The following is an 18,243-nucleotide window of genomic DNA, read 5'->3' as shown; positions in this document are numbered from 1 at the left end:
GCCGCAACGCGGCACGCCGCGTGCCGTCGTGCTGGCCCTCATTGCACACGGCCTGCTGATCGCCGCGCTCACCTGGGGTGTGCGCTGGCGCAGCGAGGCCGACGAAGGCGCCGTCGACGCGGAACTGTGGTCGGCCACGGTGCAGCAGGCGGCGCCCCGCCTGCAGGCCCCGCAGGCGCCCGCGCCGGTTCCCACGCCACCGCCGCCTCCGCCTCCCCGCCGGCTCCCGCTCCCACGCCTGTTCCGCCCGCGCCCCTCCGCCGCCCGTTGCCAAGGCGCCCGAGCCCGCGCCTGCGCCGAAGGCACCCGACATTGCCCTGGAGCGCGAGAAGAAGCTCAAGGAGCAGAAGGAACAGAAGGAACGCGAGCTCGAGAAGCAGCAACAGCAGAAGAAGAAGGAACTCGAGGCCAGGCAGCGCGCCGAGGAAGAGGCCGAGAAGAAGCAGGAACAGCAGAAGAAGCTGGCCGAGCAGAAGAAGCAGCAGCAGGAAGCCGAAGCCAAGAAAGCGGAAGCCGCCAAGCAGGCCGAGGCCAAGAAGGCAGAGGCCGCTGCAAAGCAGGCTGCGGCCGACCGTGCCGCCACGCTCAAACGCATGCAGGGCCTGGCCGGCGCTAGCGGCAGCGACGACTCGAAGGGCACGGCCCTGCGCACCTCCGGTCCGTCGAGCGGTTATGCCGGACGCATCGCGGCCGCCGTGCGCCCGAACATCACCTTCCCCGATGCCGACACCGTGAACGGCAACCCGGCGGCGGAGTTCGAGGTGAGCCTGGCGCCCGACGGCACCATCGTCAACGTCAAGCTCAGCAAGTCGAGCGGCCTGCCGGGCTGGGACGAAGCGGCAGAGCGAGGCCTGCGCAAGACCGACAGGCTGCCGCGCGACACCGACGGGCGCATCTTCCCGTCGCTGATCGTCTCGCTGCGGCCCAAGCGCTGACCCTGCGCTCCATGCGCGTTTGCTCGGCCCGCTGCTAACGCGCAGCTAAGAAAACGGGCCCCTTCCGGGTGACGGCCACGTCACCCGGAACTCGATAATTGCGGCTCATGAATCCCAATGGCCGCATCCGCTACGGCAGCAGTCCGCTGCTCGCCAGCCCCACCCCCGTGTGGCGCAGCAAGTTCATCGTGGCCAGCATCGCTTTCAGCTTCGTGCTGCTGGCGGGCCGCGCCGCGTATGTGCAGATCTTCGACAACGACTTCTTCCAGCACCAGGGCGAGGTGCGCTACCAGCGCACGCTCGAGCTGCCGGCCAACCGGGGCCGCATCCTCGACCGCAACGGACTGATCCTGGCGTCCGACATGCCCGCGCCCAGCATCTGGGCGATTCCCGAGGACATCGAGCGCAGTGACCCGGACACGCAATCGAAGCTCAGGCAGGCCGCCAAGCTGCTCGGCATGGCGCAGAAGGACTTCGACAAGAAGCTCGAGGACGAGGACAAGAGCTTCGTGTGGCTCAAGCGCCAGGTCGACGAACCCATCGCCAGGCAGGTGGCAGCGCTCAACATCAAGGGCATCTACCTGCGGCGCGACTACCGCCGCCAGTACCCCGAGGGCGAGGCCGCGGCCCACCTGGCAGGCTTCACCAACGTGGAAGATGTCGGGCAGGAAGGCGTGGAGCTGGCGTTCAACCAGGAGCTGGCCGGCAAGTCGGGCTCGCGCCACGTCATCAAGGACCGGCTGGGCCACATCGTCGAGGACACCGAGGACCAGGTGCCCCCGACCGAGGGCCACGACGTGCAGCTGAGCATCGACGACCGCGTGCAGTTCGTGGCCTACGAGAAGATCCGCGATGCCGTCATCGCCAACAAGGCGCGCGCGGGCAGCGTGGTGGTGGTCGACGCCCGCACCGGCGAACTGCTGGCCATGGCCAACTACCCGAGCTACGACCCGAACGACCGACACAACCTCACCGGCGAGCAGTTGCGCAACCGCGCCATGACCGACGTGTTCGAGCCAGGCTCGACCATGAAGCCGATCACGGTCGCCACGGCGCTGCAGCTGGGCCGCGTCACACCCAACACCATCATCGACACCAACCCGGGCCGCATCACCGTGGCCGGCGCGACCATCCACGACGACGAGAACTTCGGCGTGCTGACGGTGCAGGGCGTGATCCAGAAGTCGAGCAACGTGGGCGCCACCAGGATCTCGCAGCGCATGTCGGCGCAGGAAATGTGGGACTCGTTCACCGCCGTGGGCCTGGGCCAGAAACCGCAGACGCCTTTTCCCGGCGCGGTGACCGGGCGGCTGCGGCCGTGGAAGTCGTGGCGGCCGATCGAGCAGGCCACCATGTCGTATGGCTACGGCCTGTCGGCCTCGCTGTTCCAGATCGCGCATGCCTACACCGCCTTCGCGCACGACGGCGAGGTGATTCCGGTGAGCCTGCTGAAGAACACCGGCGAAGCCCCGGCCGGCGTGCACGTGTTCTCGCCGCTCGTGGCCAGCGAAGTGCGTCAGATGATGCACCTGGCCGCCGCGCCCGGCGGCACCGCGCCGCTCGCGCAGACTGTGGGCTACTCGGTCGGCGGCAAGACCGGCACCGCCCACAAGCAGGTCGGCAAGGGCTACGCCAGCAACAAGTACCGCGCCTGGTACACCGGCATGTCGCCCATCGACAAGCCGCGGGTCATCGTCGCGGTGATGGTGGACGAGCCCAGTGCAGGCAAGTATTTCGGCGGGCTGGTGGCCGCGCCGGTGTTCAGCCAGGTGGTGCAGCAGACACTGCGCATCCTGAACGTGGTGCCCGACCTGGCTGTTGCGCCGATGGCTCACTGAGCAACGCCGGCACGGCGCCGGAAGCGGGCCGAACGCATGTGTGGAGTTAAAATGCGAACTATTCTCATCTTCACGCGTTCCGCCGCCGCCCCGTGTCCGCCCTCCCGCTGCCGTCAGAACCGGCATCCATCGATGCGATCTACCGCGAACACCACGGCTGGCTGCTAGGCTGGTTCCGCCGGCGGCTGGGCGGCGCGTCGTGCGCCGCCGACCTGGCCCACGACACCTTCGTGCGCCTGATGACGTCGCGCGACGCGCAGCAGCTCAACGAGCCCCGCGCCTTCCTGCGCACGCTGGCGCATGGCGTGGTCGTGAACCACTGGCGCCGCCAGGACATCGAACGCGCCTGGCTTGACGCACTGGCGGTGCTGCCCGAGCCGCTCGCACCTTCTCCCGAAGAGCGCTTCCTGGCGTTCGAGACACTGTGCCGCATCGACGCCATGCTCGACCGGCTCAATCCCAAGGCACGCACGGCGTTCCTGCTGTCGCAGCTCGACGGCCTCGCCTATGCCGAGATCGCGGTGCAGCTGAAGGTGTCCGAGCGCATGGTCAAGAAATACATGGCGCAGGCCATGCTGCAATGCCTGCTGCTGACGAGTTCCTGAGAAGCGTGCGCCCGATGCAGTCCGACACCGCCGCGGTGCCCGCCTTCGAGGACCTGCAGCAGGCCGCCGAATGGTTCGCCGTGCTGCAGGCCGGCGCCGTGAGCGACGCCGACCGTTCGCGCTGGCAGTCATGGCTGGCCACGGGCCCGCGGCAACGCGCCGCCTGGCAGCGCGTGGAGACCATCTCGGGCGAGTTCACGGGCCTGGCCAACCTGCCCGCGCGACGTGTGCTCGAGCAGCGCGGCGCCGCGTCGGCCAACCGCCGGCGCTCGGTGCTGCGCGCGCTGGCGCTGGTGCCGGTGGCCGGCCTTGCCGGCTGGACGGTCTCGCGGCAGGTAGCGTGGCGCGGCTGGGTCGCGGCACACCGCACCGGCACCGGCGAGCGGCGCGAGATCGTTCTGGCCGACGGCAGCCGCCTGTGGCTCAACACCGCCACGGCGCTCGACGTCGAGTTCTCCGCCACGCTGCGCCGCATCGTGCTCCACAGGGGCGAGGTGCTGGTCACCAGCGGCCACGACGAAGCCTCCCCCGCGCGCCCGCTCGTGGTCGACGTGCCGCAGGGCCGGCTGACCGCGCTGGGCACCCGCTTCGCCGTGCGCCACGAGGACGACGGCGCCGTGCGGCTCGCGGTGTTCGAAGGCGCAGTGGCATCGCAGCCCAGCGGCGGCGGCGATTCGCTCACCCTGGTGGCCGGGCAACAGGCCCGCCTGTTCGCCGACCATGTCGAGGAGCCCGAACCCCTTGCCGGCTACGGCGACGACTGGACGCGCGGCGTGCTCGTGGCCGACGGCATGCGCCTGGGCGACTTCATCGCCGAACTGGCCCGCTACCGCCCCGGCTACCTTGGCTGCGCTCCAGAGGTGGCGGACATGCGCATCGTGGGTGCCTATCCGTTGGCGGACACCGAGCGCATCCTGTCGGCGCTGCAGTCCACGCTGCCGGTGCGGGTGCGGCGGCCGATGCCGTGGTGGACGGTGGTCGAAGCCGCGCACGGCGCGGCGAAACGCTGAATCGAAAAAATTTCCGGTGTGCAGGTTCCCTTTTGGCGGAGCCGGTTGGCATGACCAGTACCAACCTCCTTCTTTGCTCGAAAGCCGCCATGCCTGTGCTCCTGTCGAACCGCTCCGACCGCCGTTCCGTCCGCTCCCCCCATTCGCGCCCGTCGCGGCAGTTCGCACGCGCCCTGCGCGGCGCACTGGCCGTGCTTCCCGTGGTGGCGGCCGTGCAGGCGCTGCCCGCCTTGGCCCAGGCACAACCCGCCGCCGCGCGCGACTACGCCATTGCCGCCGGCCCGCTGGGCACCGTGCTGAGCCAGTTCGCGAGCCAGGCCGGCATCCTGCTGTCGAGCGACGCCGCGCTCACCGCCGGCCTCAACGGCTCGGCCGTGCGCGGCCGGTTCACGGTCGATGAAGGCTTTGCCGTCGCGCTCGCCGGTACCGGGCTGCAGGCCGTGCGCGGCGCCGGCAACGTGTACGCCCTGCAGCGCAACCAGTCCTCCGACACCTTGTCCGAAGTCCGTGTCACGGGCCAGCGCACCGCTTCGCTCGCGCCGGTCACCGTCACCGCCAGCGCCGAGGAAGAAAGCGGCAAGGGCCCGGGCAAGGGCTTCGTCGCGCAGCGCAGCACCGGCGGCACCAAGACCGATACGCCACTGCTCGAAACGCCACAGTCCGTCTCGGTGGTCACGCGCGACCAGATGGATTCGCAGGGCGCCACCACGCTGGTGGAAAGCCTGCGCTACACGCCCGGCATCGTCGCGCAGTACGGCAACACCGACCTGCGGCTGGACTGGCTGACGCTGCGCGGGTTCACGCCGCCCGCGCGCTACCTCGACAACCTGCGCCTGCCCTTCGGGGCGCGTGGCTACTCGCAACCGCGCATCGAGCCCTGGGGCCTGGAGCGCGTCGAAGTGGTGAAGGGGCCGTCGTCGGTGCTGTACGGCCAGTCGACGCCCGGCGGCCTGGTGAACATGGTGAGCAAGCGCCCGACGCTGGAGACCGTGCGCCAGGTCGAGGTCCAGCTCGGCAGCCACAACCGCCGCCAGACGGCCTTCGATTTCGGCGGTGCGATCGACGACGACGGCGTCCTGAGCTACCGCCTGGTCGGCCTGCACCGCGAGGCCGACACCTCGTACGACTACGTGTCCGAGAAGAAGAGCTACTTCGCACCGTCGCTCACCATCCGCCCATCGGACGCCACCCGCATCACCCTGATGGCGCACTGGCAGACGCTCGACTCGCCCGGTGGCGGCGGCGCGCCCGCGCTGCCGTCCGCCGGCACGCTGGACACCAGCCGGTATGCCGCGCTCCCCACGCGCGCCTTTGTCGGCGAACCCGGCTACGACCGCTTCAACAACCGCCAGCACTTCGTCGGCTACGAGGCCGAGCACAAGCTGAACGACACCTTCACGCTGCGCCAGAACCTGCGCTACGGCAAGGTCGATGCGTACACGCAGCGCGTGCAGGCCTTCTGCCTGACGGCCTGCAACCCGTCGTCGCTGCTGCGCTATGCATGGGCCTTCCCCGAAACGGCCAAGCTGCTGACCGTCGACACCCAGGTGCAGGCCGACTTCCACACCGGCCCGGTGCGCCACACGGCACTGGCGGGCATCGACTACTCCGACGAGAAGTCGTCGTTCGACGAGACCAACCTGCGCATCATCACGACGCCGTTCAACGCCTACCTGCCGGTATACGGCCGCGACAGCGGCCAGGTGCCATCGGTCGCCACGCACATCGACCAGCAGCGCCGCCAGACCGGCTTCTACCTGCAGGACCAGATGCACTGGAACCGCTGGAGCCTGGTGCTCGCCGGGCGCCAGGATCGCGCGATCACCGACACCCGCACGCTCACCATGGCGCCGCTGCGCCTGGCCAACGCCGACCAGCGCGACGGCAAGTTCACCGGCCGCGCGGCGCTGATGTACAGCTTCGACAACGGCGTGGTGCCCTACCTGAGCTACTCGACCTCGTTCCAGCCCGCGGCCGGCACCGACCGCCAGGGCAACGTCTTCCAGCCGACCACCGGCAAGCAGACCGAAGTGGGCGTGAAGTACCAGCCCGCGGGCACCAAGGCGCTGATCACCGCGGCCGCCTACGAGCTGACGCAGCAGAACGTGCTCACGCCCGACCCGCTCAGCCGCGCGTTCAGCGAGCAGACCGGCGAAGTGCGCGTGCGCGGCCTCGAGCTCGAGGCGCGCGGCGAGGTGCTCAAGGGCCTGGATGCCATCGCCTCCTACGCCTACACGGACAGCCGCGTGACGCGAGCCAATCCGAACGCCTCGGGCGTGAGCATCCAGGGCAACCGATTCGCCTACGTTCCGCAGCGCCAGGCCGCCTTCTGGCTCGAGTACGCATTCCAGAACGAGGCACTGGCCGGCCTCAGCGTGGGCGGCGGCGTGCGGCACACCAGCGCCACCTACGGCGACAACGCGAACCTGTTCCGCATTCCGGGCGTGACGCTGTTCGACGCCGCGGTGCGCTGGGACCTGGGACGGCAGTCTCCTGCCCTGAAGGGCGTGCGCCTGGCGCTCAACGTGGCCAACGTGTCCGACAAGACCTATGTGGCAACCTGCCTGTCATCCACGGGCTGCTACTACGGAGAACGCCGCAGCGTGTACTTCACCGCCGGCTACAGCTGGTAGGCAGGAGGAACCCTTCGCGCTTTCGCTGCGAGCCGCCGGTGCGAATGACCGGCGGCACCAGCGACGCGATGGGCATCCAGGTCGAAGCGCTCAGCGGCAATGGCACGTGCCCGAGTTACGTGCTTCGGCGCCTTGTTCCTAGGGGTGCAAAAGGTGTCGGCGCACCCCGACCGAGCGCCAGCCGCATGCCACCGACGACGCGCTCGCGCAGCACGAGCAGGCCGCCGCCAGGGCGCGCAAGGTCAGCGCAACACGCTGAGCCGCTTCACGTCGAGTTCGGTCTTGCCGGTGAGGCGGTCCTTGTCGAACTCGCCGGTGAGCTCGACGCGCACCTTGTCGTCGATCTTCACGCCGGGCGGGAAGTGCTTGGCGTCGATCTCGACCCTCATGCGGCCGGTGTCGTCGGCAAAGGTGTAGTGCTCGCCGCCATCGTGCGACACGATGAAGCCACGCACCGTGGCATGCTGGTCGTCCTGGCCGGTCTCCAGCAGCTGCTTCACGCTCAGCGCCGGCACGGTGCTCGGGCCTGAGTACTGGGCGGATGCAGCGAAAGGCAGCGCCAGCGCGAGAGCCAGCGTGCATGCAACGGTCGATTTCTTCATGGCGATTTCCTCCTTGAATTGCAGGATTGCAAAGCGGGGAGGATCGTAGCGAGCCCTCGAATGGGCCCACATCGCCGAAGCACTTGATCGATCGATCAGTCGTAGACGATCAGTGCCTTGCCCGCTTCCGCCTGCGCGGTCCAGCTGGCGAGCGCGGCATCGGTCGGAAAGAACTTCGCGCGTTCGCCCAGTTGCAGCTCGACCTGCGCGCCAGCACGCGCCATCGACAGGCGCACCGGCAGGCCCTGGATCAGGTCGCCCACCTCGGTCTGCTCGGTGCGCGGCGGAAAGTCCTTCAGCAGGCGCGCGATGTCGGGCGCCTTGCCGTTCACCGCGACGCGCAGGAACTTGCCGAAGCGGCAGCGCGCCGAGGCCAGGTCCCACACCTGCTGCACCTGGAAGCGCGCCTCGAAGCCGCCGCGCGCCGGTTGCAGCCGGCCGCTGACGATGACGAGTTCGTCGTCCTTCAGCGTGTTGCGGTTGGCGTTGATCAGCGCCTCGTCGGCCGTGGCGTCGATGGCTTCCGACTTGTCGTCGAGCTTGAAGATCGCGAGCCGGCCGCGCTGGCCGTTGATCACGCGGAAGTCGCTCACGATGCCGGCGATCACCTGCTGGTCGCGGCTGTCGAGCAGGTCGCCGATCTCGCGCTTGCAGAAGCGGCGCACCTCGTGCGAGACCTCGTCGAATAGGTGGCCCGACAGGTAGAAGCCGATGGCCGTCTTTTCGAGCGTCAGACGCTCCTTCACGCCCCAGGGCGTGGCGTCGACCAGGTCGGGCTCGGCGGTGGCGGAGCCGTGCTCGCAGTCGCCGAAGATGTCGGCCTGCGATGCGTTGGCCGCGGTGGCGTTCGCGAACTCGAAGGCGCGATCGACCGACGCGAGCAGCGACGCGCGGTTCTGCTGGATCGTGTCGAACGCGCCTGCCTTGATGAGCGCCTCGACCGTGCGCTTGTTGATGCGCTGGCGATCGATGCGCACGCAGAAGTCGAACAGGCTCTTGAACGTCCCGCCCTCCTCGCGCGCGCGGACCACGGCCTCGACCGCGAGCTGGCCAGTGCCCTTGACGGCCCCAAGGCCATAGCGGATCACCTTGTTGGTGACCGGCTCGAAGCGGTAGTTGCCGCGGTTCACGTCCGGCGGCTCGAAGGTGATGCCGAAGTTCTTCTGGGCATCCTCGAACAGCAGCTTGAGCTTGTCCGTGTCGTCCATTTCCACGGTCATGTTGGCGCAGAAGAACTCGGCCGTGTAGTGGACCTTGAGCCAGCCCGTGTGGTACGCCAGCAGCGAGTAGGCGGCGGCGTGCGACTTGTTGAAGCCGTAGCCCGCGAACTTCTCCATCAGGTCGAAGATTTCGTCGGCCTTGTCCTGCGCGATGCCATGCGTGGCCAGCGCGCCCGCGCGGAATTTCTCGCGGTGCTCGGCCATCTCCTCGAGCTTCTTCTTGCCCATGGCGCGGCGCAGCAGGTCGGCGCCGCCGAGCGAATAGCCGCCCAGGATCTGCGCGGTCTGCATCACCTGCTCCTGGTAGACCATGATCCCGTAGGTCTCGGAGAGCATCTCGGCCACGGCCGGGTGCGGGTACTCGACGTCCTCGCGGCCGTGCTTGCGTGCCACGAAGCTCGGAATCAGGTCCATTGGACCCGGCCGGTACAGCGCGTTCAGCGCGATCAGGTCTTCGAGGCGCGTGGGGCGCGCGTCCTTCAGCATGCCCTGCATCCCGCGCGATTCGAACTGGAACACGGCCTCGGTCTTGCCGTCGGAGAACAGCCGGTAGGTGGCGCCGTCGTTCAGCGGGATGTTCTCGAACGCGAAGTTCTCCTGGCCCTTGTGGCGCTTCATGATGAACTCGCGCGCGATCTCCAGGATCGTGAGCGTGGCCAGCCCCAGAAAGTCGAACTTCACGAGACCGATGGCCTCCACGTCGTCCTTGTCGTACTGGCTCACCGCCGACTCGCTGCCCGGCTGCTGGTAGAGCGGGCAGAAGTCGGTGAGCTTGCCCGGCGCGATGAGCACGCCGCCGGCGTGCATGCCGATGTTGCGGGTCATGCCTTCGAGCTTCTGCGCGAGCTCGACCAGCATCTTCACTTCTTCTTCCTTCTCGATGCGTTCCGCGAGCTGCGGCTCCATCTCGATGGCGTAGTTGTTCTTGTCGCCTTCGATCTTCTTCTCGGGCGGGTACTGCAGCGTGACCGACATGCCGGGCTTGTTCGGTATCAGCTTGCTGATGCCGTCGCAGAACATGTAGCTCATGTCGAGCACGCGGCCCACGTCGCGGATGGCCGCGCGCGCGGCCATGGTGCCGAAGGTGGCGATCTGGCTGACGGCGTTGCGGCCGTACTTGTCCTTCACGTAGTCGATCACGCGATCGCGGTTGCCCTGGCAGAAGTCGATGTCGAAGTCGGGCATCGAGACGCGCTCGGGGTTCAGGAAGCGTTCGAACAGCAGCTTGTATTCGAGCGGATCGAGGTCGGTGATCTTCAGCGCATAGGCCACCAGCGAGCCGGCGCCCGAGCCCCGGCCCGGGCCCACCGGGCAGCCGTTTTCCTTCGCCCACTTGATGAAGTCACCCACGATCAGGAAGTAGCCGGGGAATCCCATGTTCAGGATCGTGTTGATCTCGAACTCGAGGCGCTCCACATACCGCGGCCGCTCGGCATCACGCTTGGCTGCGTCTGGATAGAGGTGGGCAAGGCGCGCTTCCAGTCCCTCAAACGACTCCTGCCGGAAAAAATCACCGATCGGCATGCGCACGCCCTCTGCGATGAAGGGCGTCGGAAAGTCGGGCAGCTGCGGCTTGCCCAGCACCAGCGTGAGGTTGCAACGCTTGGCGATCTCGACCGTATTGGCCAGCGCGCTCGGCACGTCGGCGAACAGCGCCTGCATCTCGGCGGTCGACTTGAAATACTGTTCTTCGGTGAACCGGCGCACCCGGCGCGGGTTGCCGAGGATCTCGCCTTCGGAGATGCACACGCGCGCCTCGTGCGCCTCGTAGTCCTCGCGCGCGGCGAACTGCACCGGGTGCGTGGCGACCACCGGCAGCTTGAGCCGCGCCGCGAGCTTCACCGCGGCAACCACGTGCGGCTCGTCTTCGGGGCGGCCGGCGCGCTGCAGCTCGATGTAGAAGCGATGCGTGAAGATGCCGGCCAGCTTCAGCGCCAGTTCGGCGGCGCGCTCGCCCTGCCCCTGCAGCAGCGGCTGGCCCAGCGGCCCGGCCTGCGCGCCCGACAGGGCGATCAGCCCGCCCGACAGTTCCTCGATCCATGCGAGCTTGCAGGCCGCCTGCGACTGGCCGCGGCCCACGTTCTGCGTCCAGGCGCGCGCCAGCAGCTCGGACAGGTTCAGGTAACCCTCCATGCTCTGCACGAGCAGCACGATGCGGGTGAGCGCGCCGGGCTCCTTGCCCAGGCCGTCCACGAACACTTCGGCGCCGATCACGGGCTTGACGCCCTTGCCCCGGCCCTGCTTGTAGAACTTGACGGCCCCGAACAGGTTGTTCAGGTCGGTGATCGCCAGCGCAGGCTGGCCATCGCCCGCCGCGGCCTTGACGACTTCGTCGATTCGGTTGGTGCCGTCGACGACGGAAAATTCGGTGTGCAGGCGCAGGTGGACAAACATGCGGTCATTGTAGAAACCAGCGCCTCCACGATGTGAGTTGACGACCCGGACTTTCACTGCTTGCCTGCCGCTTCGCGGGCGCCGCCTCCCGCGGGAGAGACCCGCCGGCACGGGGCGGCCCCGGCGCCAACCTAGAATCCCGCCCCGTGCAAGAGATTTTGAATATCGCCGCCTACAAGTTCGTAGGCATAGACGACAGCGCCGAGCTGCGCGAAGACCTGCGCGCCCGCGCGCTGGACATGGGGCTCATGGGCACGATCCTGATCGCGCCAGAGGGTATCAACCTGTTTCTGGCGGGCACCGCGGACGGCGTCCGCGCATTCCTGGCCCACCTGCGCGCCGACGCGCGCTTCGCCGACCTCGAGGCCAAGGAAAGCTGGTCGGCTGCGCAGCCGTTCCGGCGCATGCTGGTCAAGCTCAAGCGCGAGATCATCCGCATGGACCATCCGGCCATCCAGCCCGCCGCGGGCCGGGCGCCCGGCGTGGACGCGCCGACGCTCAAGCGCTGGCTCGACCAGGGCCACGACGACGAGGGCCGCGAGATCGCCCTGCTCGACACCCGCAACGGCTTCGAGGTCGACGAAGGCACCTTCGACGGCGCGATCGACTGGCGCATCACCAAGTTCACCGAGTTCCCGCCCGCGCTGAAGGAGCACCGCGCCGATTTCGCGGGCAAGACGGTGGTGAGCTTCTGCACCGGCGGCATCCGCTGCGAGAAGGCCGCGATCCTGATGCGTGAGGAAGGCATCGAGCACGTGCTGCAGCTCGAGGGCGGCATCCTCAAGTACTTCGAGGAAGTGGGCGGCGCGCACTACCACGGCGACTGCTTCGTGTTCGACGGTCGCCGCGCACTGGCGCCCGACCTGAGCGCACGCGCGGCCGACGCGAGCGCACGCGCGTCGGAAGACGTCGACCTGAACCTCGGCCTGAAGAAGTAACCGAGCGGCAGCCGGCCATGCGCATCCTCCTGGTGGAAGACGAACTGGACATGGCCTCCTGGCTGGTCCGGGCGTTGACCCAGAGCGGCTTCGTGGCCGACCATGCGCCCGACGCGCGCACCGCCGAGGCCTTCATGGCCGGCACCGAATACGACGCCGTGGTGCTCGACCTGCGCCTGCCCGACAAGCACGGCCTGAGCGTGCTGGCCGACATGCGCAATGCCGACGACCGCACGCCGGTGCTCATCCTCACGGCGCAGGGCGCGTTGCAGGACCGCGTGCGCGGCCTGAACCTGGGCGCCGACGACTTCCTGACCAAGCCCTTCGAGCTGGTCGAACTCGAGGCCCGCATCGCCGCGCTGGTGCGCCGCAGCCGCGGCAAGCAGCACCCGCGCCTGCAATGCGCCTCGCTCTCCTACGACAGCGAGAGCCACGCGTTCACCCTGCGCGGCGTGCTGCTCTCGCTCACGCCGCGCGAGCAGGCCGCGCTCACCGCGCTCCTGATGCGCAGCGGCTCGCCGGTGGGCAAGTCGCAGCTGTTCGCCAAGGTGTTCACCAACGACAGCACCGCGGGGCCCGACGCCATCGAGGTGGTGCTGCACCGGCTGCGGCGCAAGCTCGCGGACAGCGACGTGCGCATCGTCACCGTGCGCGGCCTGGGCTACATGCTCGAAAGCATCGCCGATGGATCATCAGGCCCCGCCGCCGGTGCCGGTACCGAACTCCCGGACTGAGGCGCACGGGTCGCCGCAGCGCTTCGGCATCCGCGCGCGCCTGCTCGCGCTGCTGCTGCCGGGCATCGTCGCGCTGCTGGCGCTCGACAGCTGGAACGACTACCAGGCGCTGACCGATTCGCTCGTGGTCGCCTACGACCAGAGCCTGCTCGAGCCCGTGCAGGCTCTGGCAAACGGCATCGTGGTGGCCAGCGACGGCAGCGTGCGGGTGCAGGAGCCTTTCTCGATCCAGGCGATGTTCGAGTCGACGCACCTGCGCTACAAGTACCTGCACGTCGGGGTGCAGCGCATTCCCAAGGGCGAAACGCTCGACGTGAATTCGCCGGAAATGACGCTGATGGGCGTGCCCGGCCTGCCGCGCCCCGCGCAGCGCCCGCCCGACGGCACGCCGGTGTTCTACGACGCGGTGCACGAGCAGCACCCGGTGCGCGTGGCCGCCCTGCGCCAGACGGTGTACGACAGCGTGCATCCGGGCGTGGCCTACAGCGTGCTGATCCAGGCGGCCGAAGGCACCGGCCCGCGCACCGAGGCGCAGGCCGAGTCGTTGCGCCAGGAACTGCTGCGCGACACGCGCATGGTGCTGGTGATGGCGCTGCTGGTGTGGCTGGGCGTGGCCTGGACCCTGCGCCCGCTGGAGCGCCTGCGCCGCTCGCTGCGCGAGCGTTCGCCCGACGACCTGAAGCCGCTCGACGCGAGCGGCGTGCCGCAGGAGGTGGCGCCGCTGGTCGACGCGGTGAACCACCACATCGCCAGCCACCGGCGCATGCTGGCCGAGCATTCGCAGTTCCTGGCCGATGCCTCGCACCAGCTGCGCACGCCGCTGAGCATCCTGTCGATCCAGGCCGGCTACGCGGTGCGCGAGACCGACCCGGCACGCATGCGCGAGTCGCTGCACGCCATCGTGGCGCAGCTGTCGCGCACGCGCCGGCTCAGCGAGCAGCTGCTGGCGCTCGCGCATGCCACCACCGAGGAAGACGCCGTGCCCGCGGAGCACGCGGTGGTCGACCTCAACGCCATCGCTCGCGGCGTGGTGCTGCAGTACCTGCCGCTCGCCCGCGAGCACGACCAGGACCTCGGCTGGGTCGATGCCGGCGACGAGGACCTTGCACCCATGGTGCCCGTCGTGCCGGTGAAGGCCAACGCCGCCGAACTGCACGAGGTGCTGGCCAACCTCGTGCACAACGCCATCAAGTACACGCCGCGCGGCGGCAACATCACGGTTGCCGTGCGGCGCGATGCGGCCCACGCGCTGGCCGAGGTGTGCGACAACGGCCCCGGCATCGCGCCAGAGCGGCGCGAGAGCGTGTTCGAGCGCTTCCACCGCGATGCGGCCGCGGGCGCAGGCGACGCGGCCACGCAGGGGGCGGGCCTCGGCCTGACCATCGCGCGAAGCTATGCGCGGCGCAACGGCGGCGACATCGAACTGCATCACGCCGACATGCCCGAGCGCGCCAACGGCGGCGGTCTGCGAGCCATCCTCCGGTTGCCGCTCGGCCCTGCCTGAGCACGGCGGGAAGCGTCTTCGGAGGCCCGTTTTTCCAAGGGTTTCACCCGATACGACGGTACGTGATTACACGTATTTTGCGGCCCGCCGACCCGTTTGCGACTTCTCCGAAAGGCGATTGAAAGCCTCGATTCCTAGACTGCGCTCCTTCCAAATCAAGGAGACTTATGCAGCACCAGCTCGGTGAAGATCCGGCCTCGCACGCGCCTCGGCCCGCTTCGAAATTCAAGAAAGACTACTACGGCGGCGCGCTGCTGATCGTCGTCGGCCTGGCCGCCGTCTATGCCGGCATCGGCTACCACGTCGGCGAGCTGGCGCACATGGGCCCGGGCTTCTTCCCGGTCTCGCTCGGCGCGCTGCTTGCGCTGGTCGGCCTGCTGATCGCCATCTCGGCACGCGGCGACAAGTCCGCCGAGGGCTCGGGCGAGGAAGCCGCGTCGCACGGCCATCCGGGCGGCATGCCCGACGTGCGCGGCGGCGTCTGCATCATCCTTGGCATCCTCGCGTTCCTGCTGCTCGGCGAATACGGCGGGCTGCTGCCCGCAACCTTCGCGATCGTGTTCATCTCGGCGCTCGGCGACCGCGACAACACGCTGACCGAAGCGCTGCTGCTGTCGCTGGCGATGTGCTTCATCGCGGTGGTGGTGTTCTGGTGGGCGCTCAAGCTGCAGCTCCCGTTGTTCCAGTGGGGAGGCTGAAGCCATGATCGGACAATCGCTCCACGACCTCTGGTTCGGCTTCGGCGTCGCGTTCCAGGGCTCCAACCTGCTGTGGTCGTTCTTCGGCGTGCTGGTGGGCAACCTGATCGGCGTGCTGCCGGGCATGGGCGCGCTGCAGGCCATCTCGATCCTGCTGCCGCTCACCTACGTGATGCATCCGGTGCCCGCCATCCTGATGCTGGCCGGCATCTTCTACGGCTCGCAGTACGGCGGCGCCATCGGCGCCATCCTGATGAACATGCCGTCGCACCCGCCGCATGCGGTGACCTGTCTCGACGGGTACCCGATGACCAAGCAGGGCAAGGGCGGCGTCGCGCTCGGGGTGACGATGATTGCCTCGTTCTTCGCGGCGTCGGTCGGCATCATCGTGATGATCTTCGCCTCGCCGCTGCTGGTGCAGATCGCGTTCAAGTTCGGCCCGACCGAGATCTTCTCGATCATGATGCTGGGCCTGCTGGCCGGCTCCACCATGTCGCGCGGCTCGCCGCTCAAGGGCGTGGCCATGACGATCTTCGGCCTGCTGTGCGGCGTGGTCGGCACCGACGTGAACAGCGGCAGCTTCCGCTTCGCGTTCGGCCTGCCCGAACTCAGCGACGGCCTGGAACTCGTGGCGATCTCGATGGGCCTGTTCGGCGTGGCCGACTTCCTGCTCAACGTGAACCGCATGAAGGCCATCGGCGACACCGGCACGCTCAAGCTGAGCGACATGCGCCCCAGCAAGGAAGAGCTCAAGCGCGCCTTTCCCGCGATGATCCGCGGCACGCTGGTGGGCACGGTGTTCGGCGCGATGCCAGGCACGGGCCCGACCATCACCACCTTCATCGCCTACGCGCTGGAGCGCAAGGTGTCGAAGACGCCGAACAAGTTCGGCACCGGCATGATCGAAGGCGTGGCCGGCCCCGAGGCCTCGGCCCACTCGAAGACGCAGGTCGACTTCATCCCGACGATGAGCCTGGGCATTCCCGGCGACGCGGTGATGGCGCTGATCCTGGGTGCGCTGCTGATCCAGGGCATCCAGCCCGGCCCGCAGCTCATCACCGAGCATCCGGACATCTTCTGGGGCCTGATCGCCTCGTTCTGGATCGGCAACGTGATCCTGGTGATCCTGAACGTGCCGATGATCGGCGTGTGGGTGAAGCTGCTGAAGGTGCCCTACAAGTACCTGTTCCCGGCCGCGATGTTCTTCATCGCGACCGGCGTGTACAGCACGCAGAACAGCCTCTTCCAGATCTGGGAAGTGCTGGTGTTCGGCATCGTCGGCGCGGTGCTGATGAGCCTCGAGTTCTCGGTCGCGCCGATCCTGCTGGGCTTCGTGCTCGGGCCGATGGTGGAAGAGAACTTCCGCCGCGCCCTGCTGCTCTCGCGCGGCGACATGTCGGTGTTCGTGACGCGTCCGATCAGCGGCACCTTCATCGGCCTGTGCGTGCTGCTGCTGCTGGGCGTGGGCTACTCCGCGTGGCGCGGCCGCGGCGGCCGCAAGGGCGTCGTCGAATTGCCGAAGGCGCCGGCTGGCGCATCGCCCTCGGAGACGGTGGCCATCGGCAACGAGTAAACCGCGTGGCGCGGCGAGCGCCATGCACCGCAATGAAAAAGGGCCCGATGCATCGGGCCCTTTTTTGTTTCGCGTGTGCCGGTCAGCCGAGCTTCTGCACGAAGGGCAGCATGCCCTCGCCGTCGGCGTCGGTGAACACCGTGGCCGGCGTCAGGCCCACATAGCGGCCGCCCTCGTGCGGCCGTGCCTCCACGAGCTGCAGTCCCACGAGCTTGCCGCTCTTCACGTAGCGGGTCTCGATGTAGATGCCGGTCTGGCCCTTCTTGTTGACCGGCAGCTCGGCCACCGCGGCATAGTCGCCGGCCTTCAGCAGCTGCGTGAGCCGGTCCTTCAGGTGGAAGTCGTACCAGGCCTGCTCGTAGACCATCGACTCGCCGGTCTGCACATGCTTGAGCATGATGACCAGCTGCCGCTTGAAGAGCTTGAGTTCCTTCATCAGGAACTCGAAGAGATCGCCGTATTCGCCCGGTGCGACTTCGGGTGTCCGTGAAACTGCCATGTGCGCGTGTCCTCTCTGGGATGTCGTTGGCACGGCGATTCCCTCAACCGCCGCTTGCGGCCGGAGCTTACTACTGCCGCGCGAGCGACCCGGAACGCGGCGTCAGACCGGCGTGGTGCCGGTGTCGGGCTCGCGCACGCCGAAGGGTTTGCCGGGCAGCGGGATGAACTCGGTCTCGCCGGGCACATGGCCCATGCGCTGTGCGGCCCAGTCGGCGCCGGCCTCGAGGATGCGCTCGCGCCGGCTGGAGACGAAGTTCCAGGTGATGTAGCGCGGACCGTCGAGCGGCTCGCCGCCGATCACCACCAGCCGCGCCGCGGCGGCCGCCGTGAGCACCGCGCCGTGCCCGTCGGGCAGCACGGCCATGGTGTGGGCCTCGACCTGTTCGCCGTTGACTGCGATGTCGGCATCGACCGCGTACACGGCCAGCTCGGGCGCCAGCACGGGCAGTTCGAAGCGCCCGCCCGCGGGCAGCGCGATGTCGAGGTAGACGGTCTGCGACAGCGTCTTCACCGGCGAGCGCGCGCCGAAGGCCTCGCCCACCAGCACGCGCACGTCCACGCCCTGCTCCACCAGTTCGGGGATGGCCTCGGCGGGCGTGTGCTCGAAGGCGGGTTCGGCTTCTTCATGCGCCTGCGGCAGCGCGGCCCACAGCTGCAGGCCGTGGTTGACGTAGGTGTCGGCCTTCAGGCGCTCGGGCTTGCGTTCGGAGTGAACGATGCCGCGGCCCGCCGTCATCCAGTTGATGGCGCCCGGCAGGATCTCCTGGACGCTGCCGAGGCTGTCGCGATGCATCATCGCGCCCTTGAACAGATAGGTGACCGTGGACAGGCCGATGTGCGGATGCGGCCGCACGTCGTGCTCGCCGCCCGGCTCCTCGGTGGCCGGTCCGAAATGGTCGAAGAACACGAAAGGCCCGACCGAACGGCGCTGCGCCGCCGGCAGCAGGCGCCGCACCTTGAAGCCGCCACCCAGGTCCTTGTCGTGCGGGTGGAGCAGTTGGGGATCGGGGCGGGTGTCGGTCATCGTGTGTTCTCCGTGGGTGGCAATCGGCTGGTCT

At 68.6% G+C, this 18,243-nt stretch carries 14 protein-coding genes; 10 read left to right on the top strand and 4 right to left on the bottom strand.

The window, feature by feature from the left end:
• Window positions 1-77: 77 nt before the first annotated feature.
• From AACL56_RS13275 to AACL56_RS13255, 5 genes are all read left to right on the top strand, one after another.
• Window positions 78-935 carry an energy transducer TonB gene (locus AACL56_RS13275; protein ID WP_425337011.1) on the top strand — a complete coding sequence of 286 codons (858 nt, stop codon included), beginning with the start codon at window positions 78-80 and terminating at the stop codon, window positions 933-935.
• 107 nt (window positions 936-1,042) lie between these two features.
• The gene (locus AACL56_RS13270) at window positions 1,043-2,773 is read left to right on the top strand and encodes a peptidoglycan D,D-transpeptidase FtsI family protein (protein ID WP_339090285.1); all 1,731 of its coding nucleotides are present in this window, start codon (window positions 1,043-1,045) and stop codon (window positions 2,771-2,773) included.
• Between the two features lie 92 nt (window positions 2,774-2,865).
• Window positions 2,866-3,378: a sigma-70 family RNA polymerase sigma factor gene (locus tag AACL56_RS13265; protein ID WP_339090284.1), complete on the top strand. Its 513-nt coding sequence runs from the start codon at window positions 2,866-2,868 to the stop codon at window positions 3,376-3,378.
• A 14-nt stretch (window positions 3,379-3,392) separates the two neighbouring features.
• Entirely contained in the window at window positions 3,393-4,388 is a 996-nt protein-coding gene (locus AACL56_RS13260) for a FecR family protein (RefSeq protein ID WP_339090282.1), read from the top strand.
• Window positions 4,389-4,477: 89 nt separating this feature from the next.
• Window positions 4,478-7,021 (top strand): TonB-dependent siderophore receptor, encoded by a 2,544-nt coding sequence (locus AACL56_RS13255; RefSeq protein ID WP_339090281.1) that lies wholly within the window; start codon window positions 4,478-4,480, stop codon window positions 7,019-7,021.
• A gap of 242 nt (window positions 7,022-7,263) precedes the next feature.
• Here AACL56_RS13255 and AACL56_RS13250 read toward each other — a convergent pair whose 3' ends face one another.
• Together AACL56_RS13250 and dnaE are read right to left on the bottom strand one after the other, a co-directional pair.
• Window positions 7,264-7,623, bottom strand: coding sequence for a YgiW/YdeI family stress tolerance OB fold protein (locus AACL56_RS13250; RefSeq protein WP_339090280.1), 360 nt, complete (start codon window positions 7,621-7,623; stop codon window positions 7,264-7,266).
• Between the two features lie 95 nt (window positions 7,624-7,718).
• Window positions 7,719-11,237 (bottom strand): DNA polymerase III subunit alpha, encoded by a 3,519-nt coding sequence (gene dnaE / locus AACL56_RS13245; RefSeq protein ID WP_339090279.1) that lies wholly within the window; start codon window positions 11,235-11,237, stop codon window positions 7,719-7,721.
• A gap of 146 nt (window positions 11,238-11,383) precedes the next feature.
• On the opposite strand from dnaE, the gene AACL56_RS13240 reads away from it, so the two are divergent.
• The 5 genes from AACL56_RS13240 (at window position 11,384) to AACL56_RS13220 (ending at window position 16,684) form a co-directional block, all read left to right on the top strand.
• The gene (locus tag AACL56_RS13240; protein ID WP_339090278.1) at window positions 11,384-12,175 is read left to right on the top strand and encodes a sulfurtransferase; all 792 of its coding nucleotides are present in this window, start codon (window positions 11,384-11,386) and stop codon (window positions 12,173-12,175) included.
• 17 nt (window positions 12,176-12,192) lie between these two features.
• Window positions 12,193-12,909 (top strand): response regulator, encoded by a 717-nt coding sequence (locus AACL56_RS13235; protein ID WP_339090277.1) that lies wholly within the window; start codon window positions 12,193-12,195, stop codon window positions 12,907-12,909.
• Window positions 12,860-14,413, top strand: coding sequence for a sensor histidine kinase (locus AACL56_RS13230; protein ID WP_339090275.1), 1,554 nt, complete (start codon window positions 12,860-12,862; stop codon window positions 14,411-14,413). The genes AACL56_RS13235 and AACL56_RS13230 overlap by 50 nt, the downstream gene beginning before the upstream one ends.
• Window positions 14,414-14,580: 167 nt before the next feature.
• Window positions 14,581-15,111: a tripartite tricarboxylate transporter TctB family protein gene (locus tag AACL56_RS13225; protein ID WP_339090274.1), complete on the top strand. Its 531-nt coding sequence runs from the start codon at window positions 14,581-14,583 to the stop codon at window positions 15,109-15,111.
• 4 nt (window positions 15,112-15,115) lie between these two features.
• Window positions 15,116-16,684: a tripartite tricarboxylate transporter permease gene (locus AACL56_RS13220; RefSeq protein WP_339090273.1), complete on the top strand. Its 1,569-nt coding sequence runs from the start codon at window positions 15,116-15,118 to the stop codon at window positions 16,682-16,684.
• Between the two features lie 82 nt (window positions 16,685-16,766).
• On the opposite strand, the gene AACL56_RS13215 is transcribed toward AACL56_RS13220, so the two are convergent.
• Both AACL56_RS13215 and AACL56_RS13210 read right to left on the bottom strand, forming a co-directional pair.
• Window positions 16,767-17,183: a hypothetical protein gene (locus AACL56_RS13215; protein ID WP_339090272.1), complete on the bottom strand. Its 417-nt coding sequence runs from the start codon at window positions 17,181-17,183 to the stop codon at window positions 16,767-16,769.
• A gap of 102 nt (window positions 17,184-17,285) precedes the next feature.
• Complete coding sequence (locus AACL56_RS13210; protein WP_339090271.1) at window positions 17,286-18,209, bottom strand: pirin family protein; 924 nt, start codon at window positions 18,207-18,209, stop codon at window positions 17,286-17,288.
• Window positions 18,210-18,243: the final 34 nt, after the last annotated feature.

The organism is Variovorax paradoxus, assembly GCF_902712855.1.
In the GTDB taxonomy this organism is placed as follows: domain Bacteria; phylum Pseudomonadota; class Gammaproteobacteria; order Burkholderiales; family Burkholderiaceae_C; genus Variovorax; species Variovorax paradoxus_Q.
This window is presented reverse-complemented; position numbering and strand designations above follow the sequence as displayed.

Coding starts and splice junctions, on each gene's coding strand:
- AACL56_RS13270 (WP_339090285.1), top strand. CDS start 1,043: ATGAATCCCAATGGCCGCATCCGCTACGGCAGCAGTCCGCTGCTCGCC.
- AACL56_RS13260 (WP_339090282.1), top strand. CDS start 3,393: ATGCAGTCCGACACCGCCGCGGTGCCCGCCTTCGAGGACCTGCAGCAG.
- AACL56_RS13255 (WP_339090281.1), top strand. CDS start 4,478: ATGCCTGTGCTCCTGTCGAACCGCTCCGACCGCCGTTCCGTCCGCTCC.
- AACL56_RS13250 (WP_339090280.1), bottom strand. CDS start 7,623: ATGAAGAAATCGACCGTTGCATGCACGCTGGCTCTCGCGCTGGCGCTG.
- dnaE (WP_339090279.1), bottom strand. CDS start 11,237: ATGTTTGTCCACCTGCGCCTGCACACCGAATTTTCCGTCGTCGACGGC.
- AACL56_RS13235 (WP_339090277.1), top strand. CDS start 12,193: ATGCGCATCCTCCTGGTGGAAGACGAACTGGACATGGCCTCCTGGCTG.
- AACL56_RS13230 (WP_339090275.1), top strand. CDS start 12,860: ATGGATCATCAGGCCCCGCCGCCGGTGCCGGTACCGAACTCCCGGACT.
- AACL56_RS13225 (WP_339090274.1), top strand. CDS start 14,581: ATGCAGCACCAGCTCGGTGAAGATCCGGCCTCGCACGCGCCTCGGCCC.
- AACL56_RS13220 (WP_339090273.1), top strand. CDS start 15,116: ATGATCGGACAATCGCTCCACGACCTCTGGTTCGGCTTCGGCGTCGCG.
- AACL56_RS13215 (WP_339090272.1), bottom strand. CDS start 17,183: ATGGCAGTTTCACGGACACCCGAAGTCGCACCGGGCGAATACGGCGAT.
- AACL56_RS13210 (WP_339090271.1), bottom strand. CDS start 18,209: ATGACCGACACCCGCCCCGATCCCCAACTGCTCCACCCGCACGACAAG.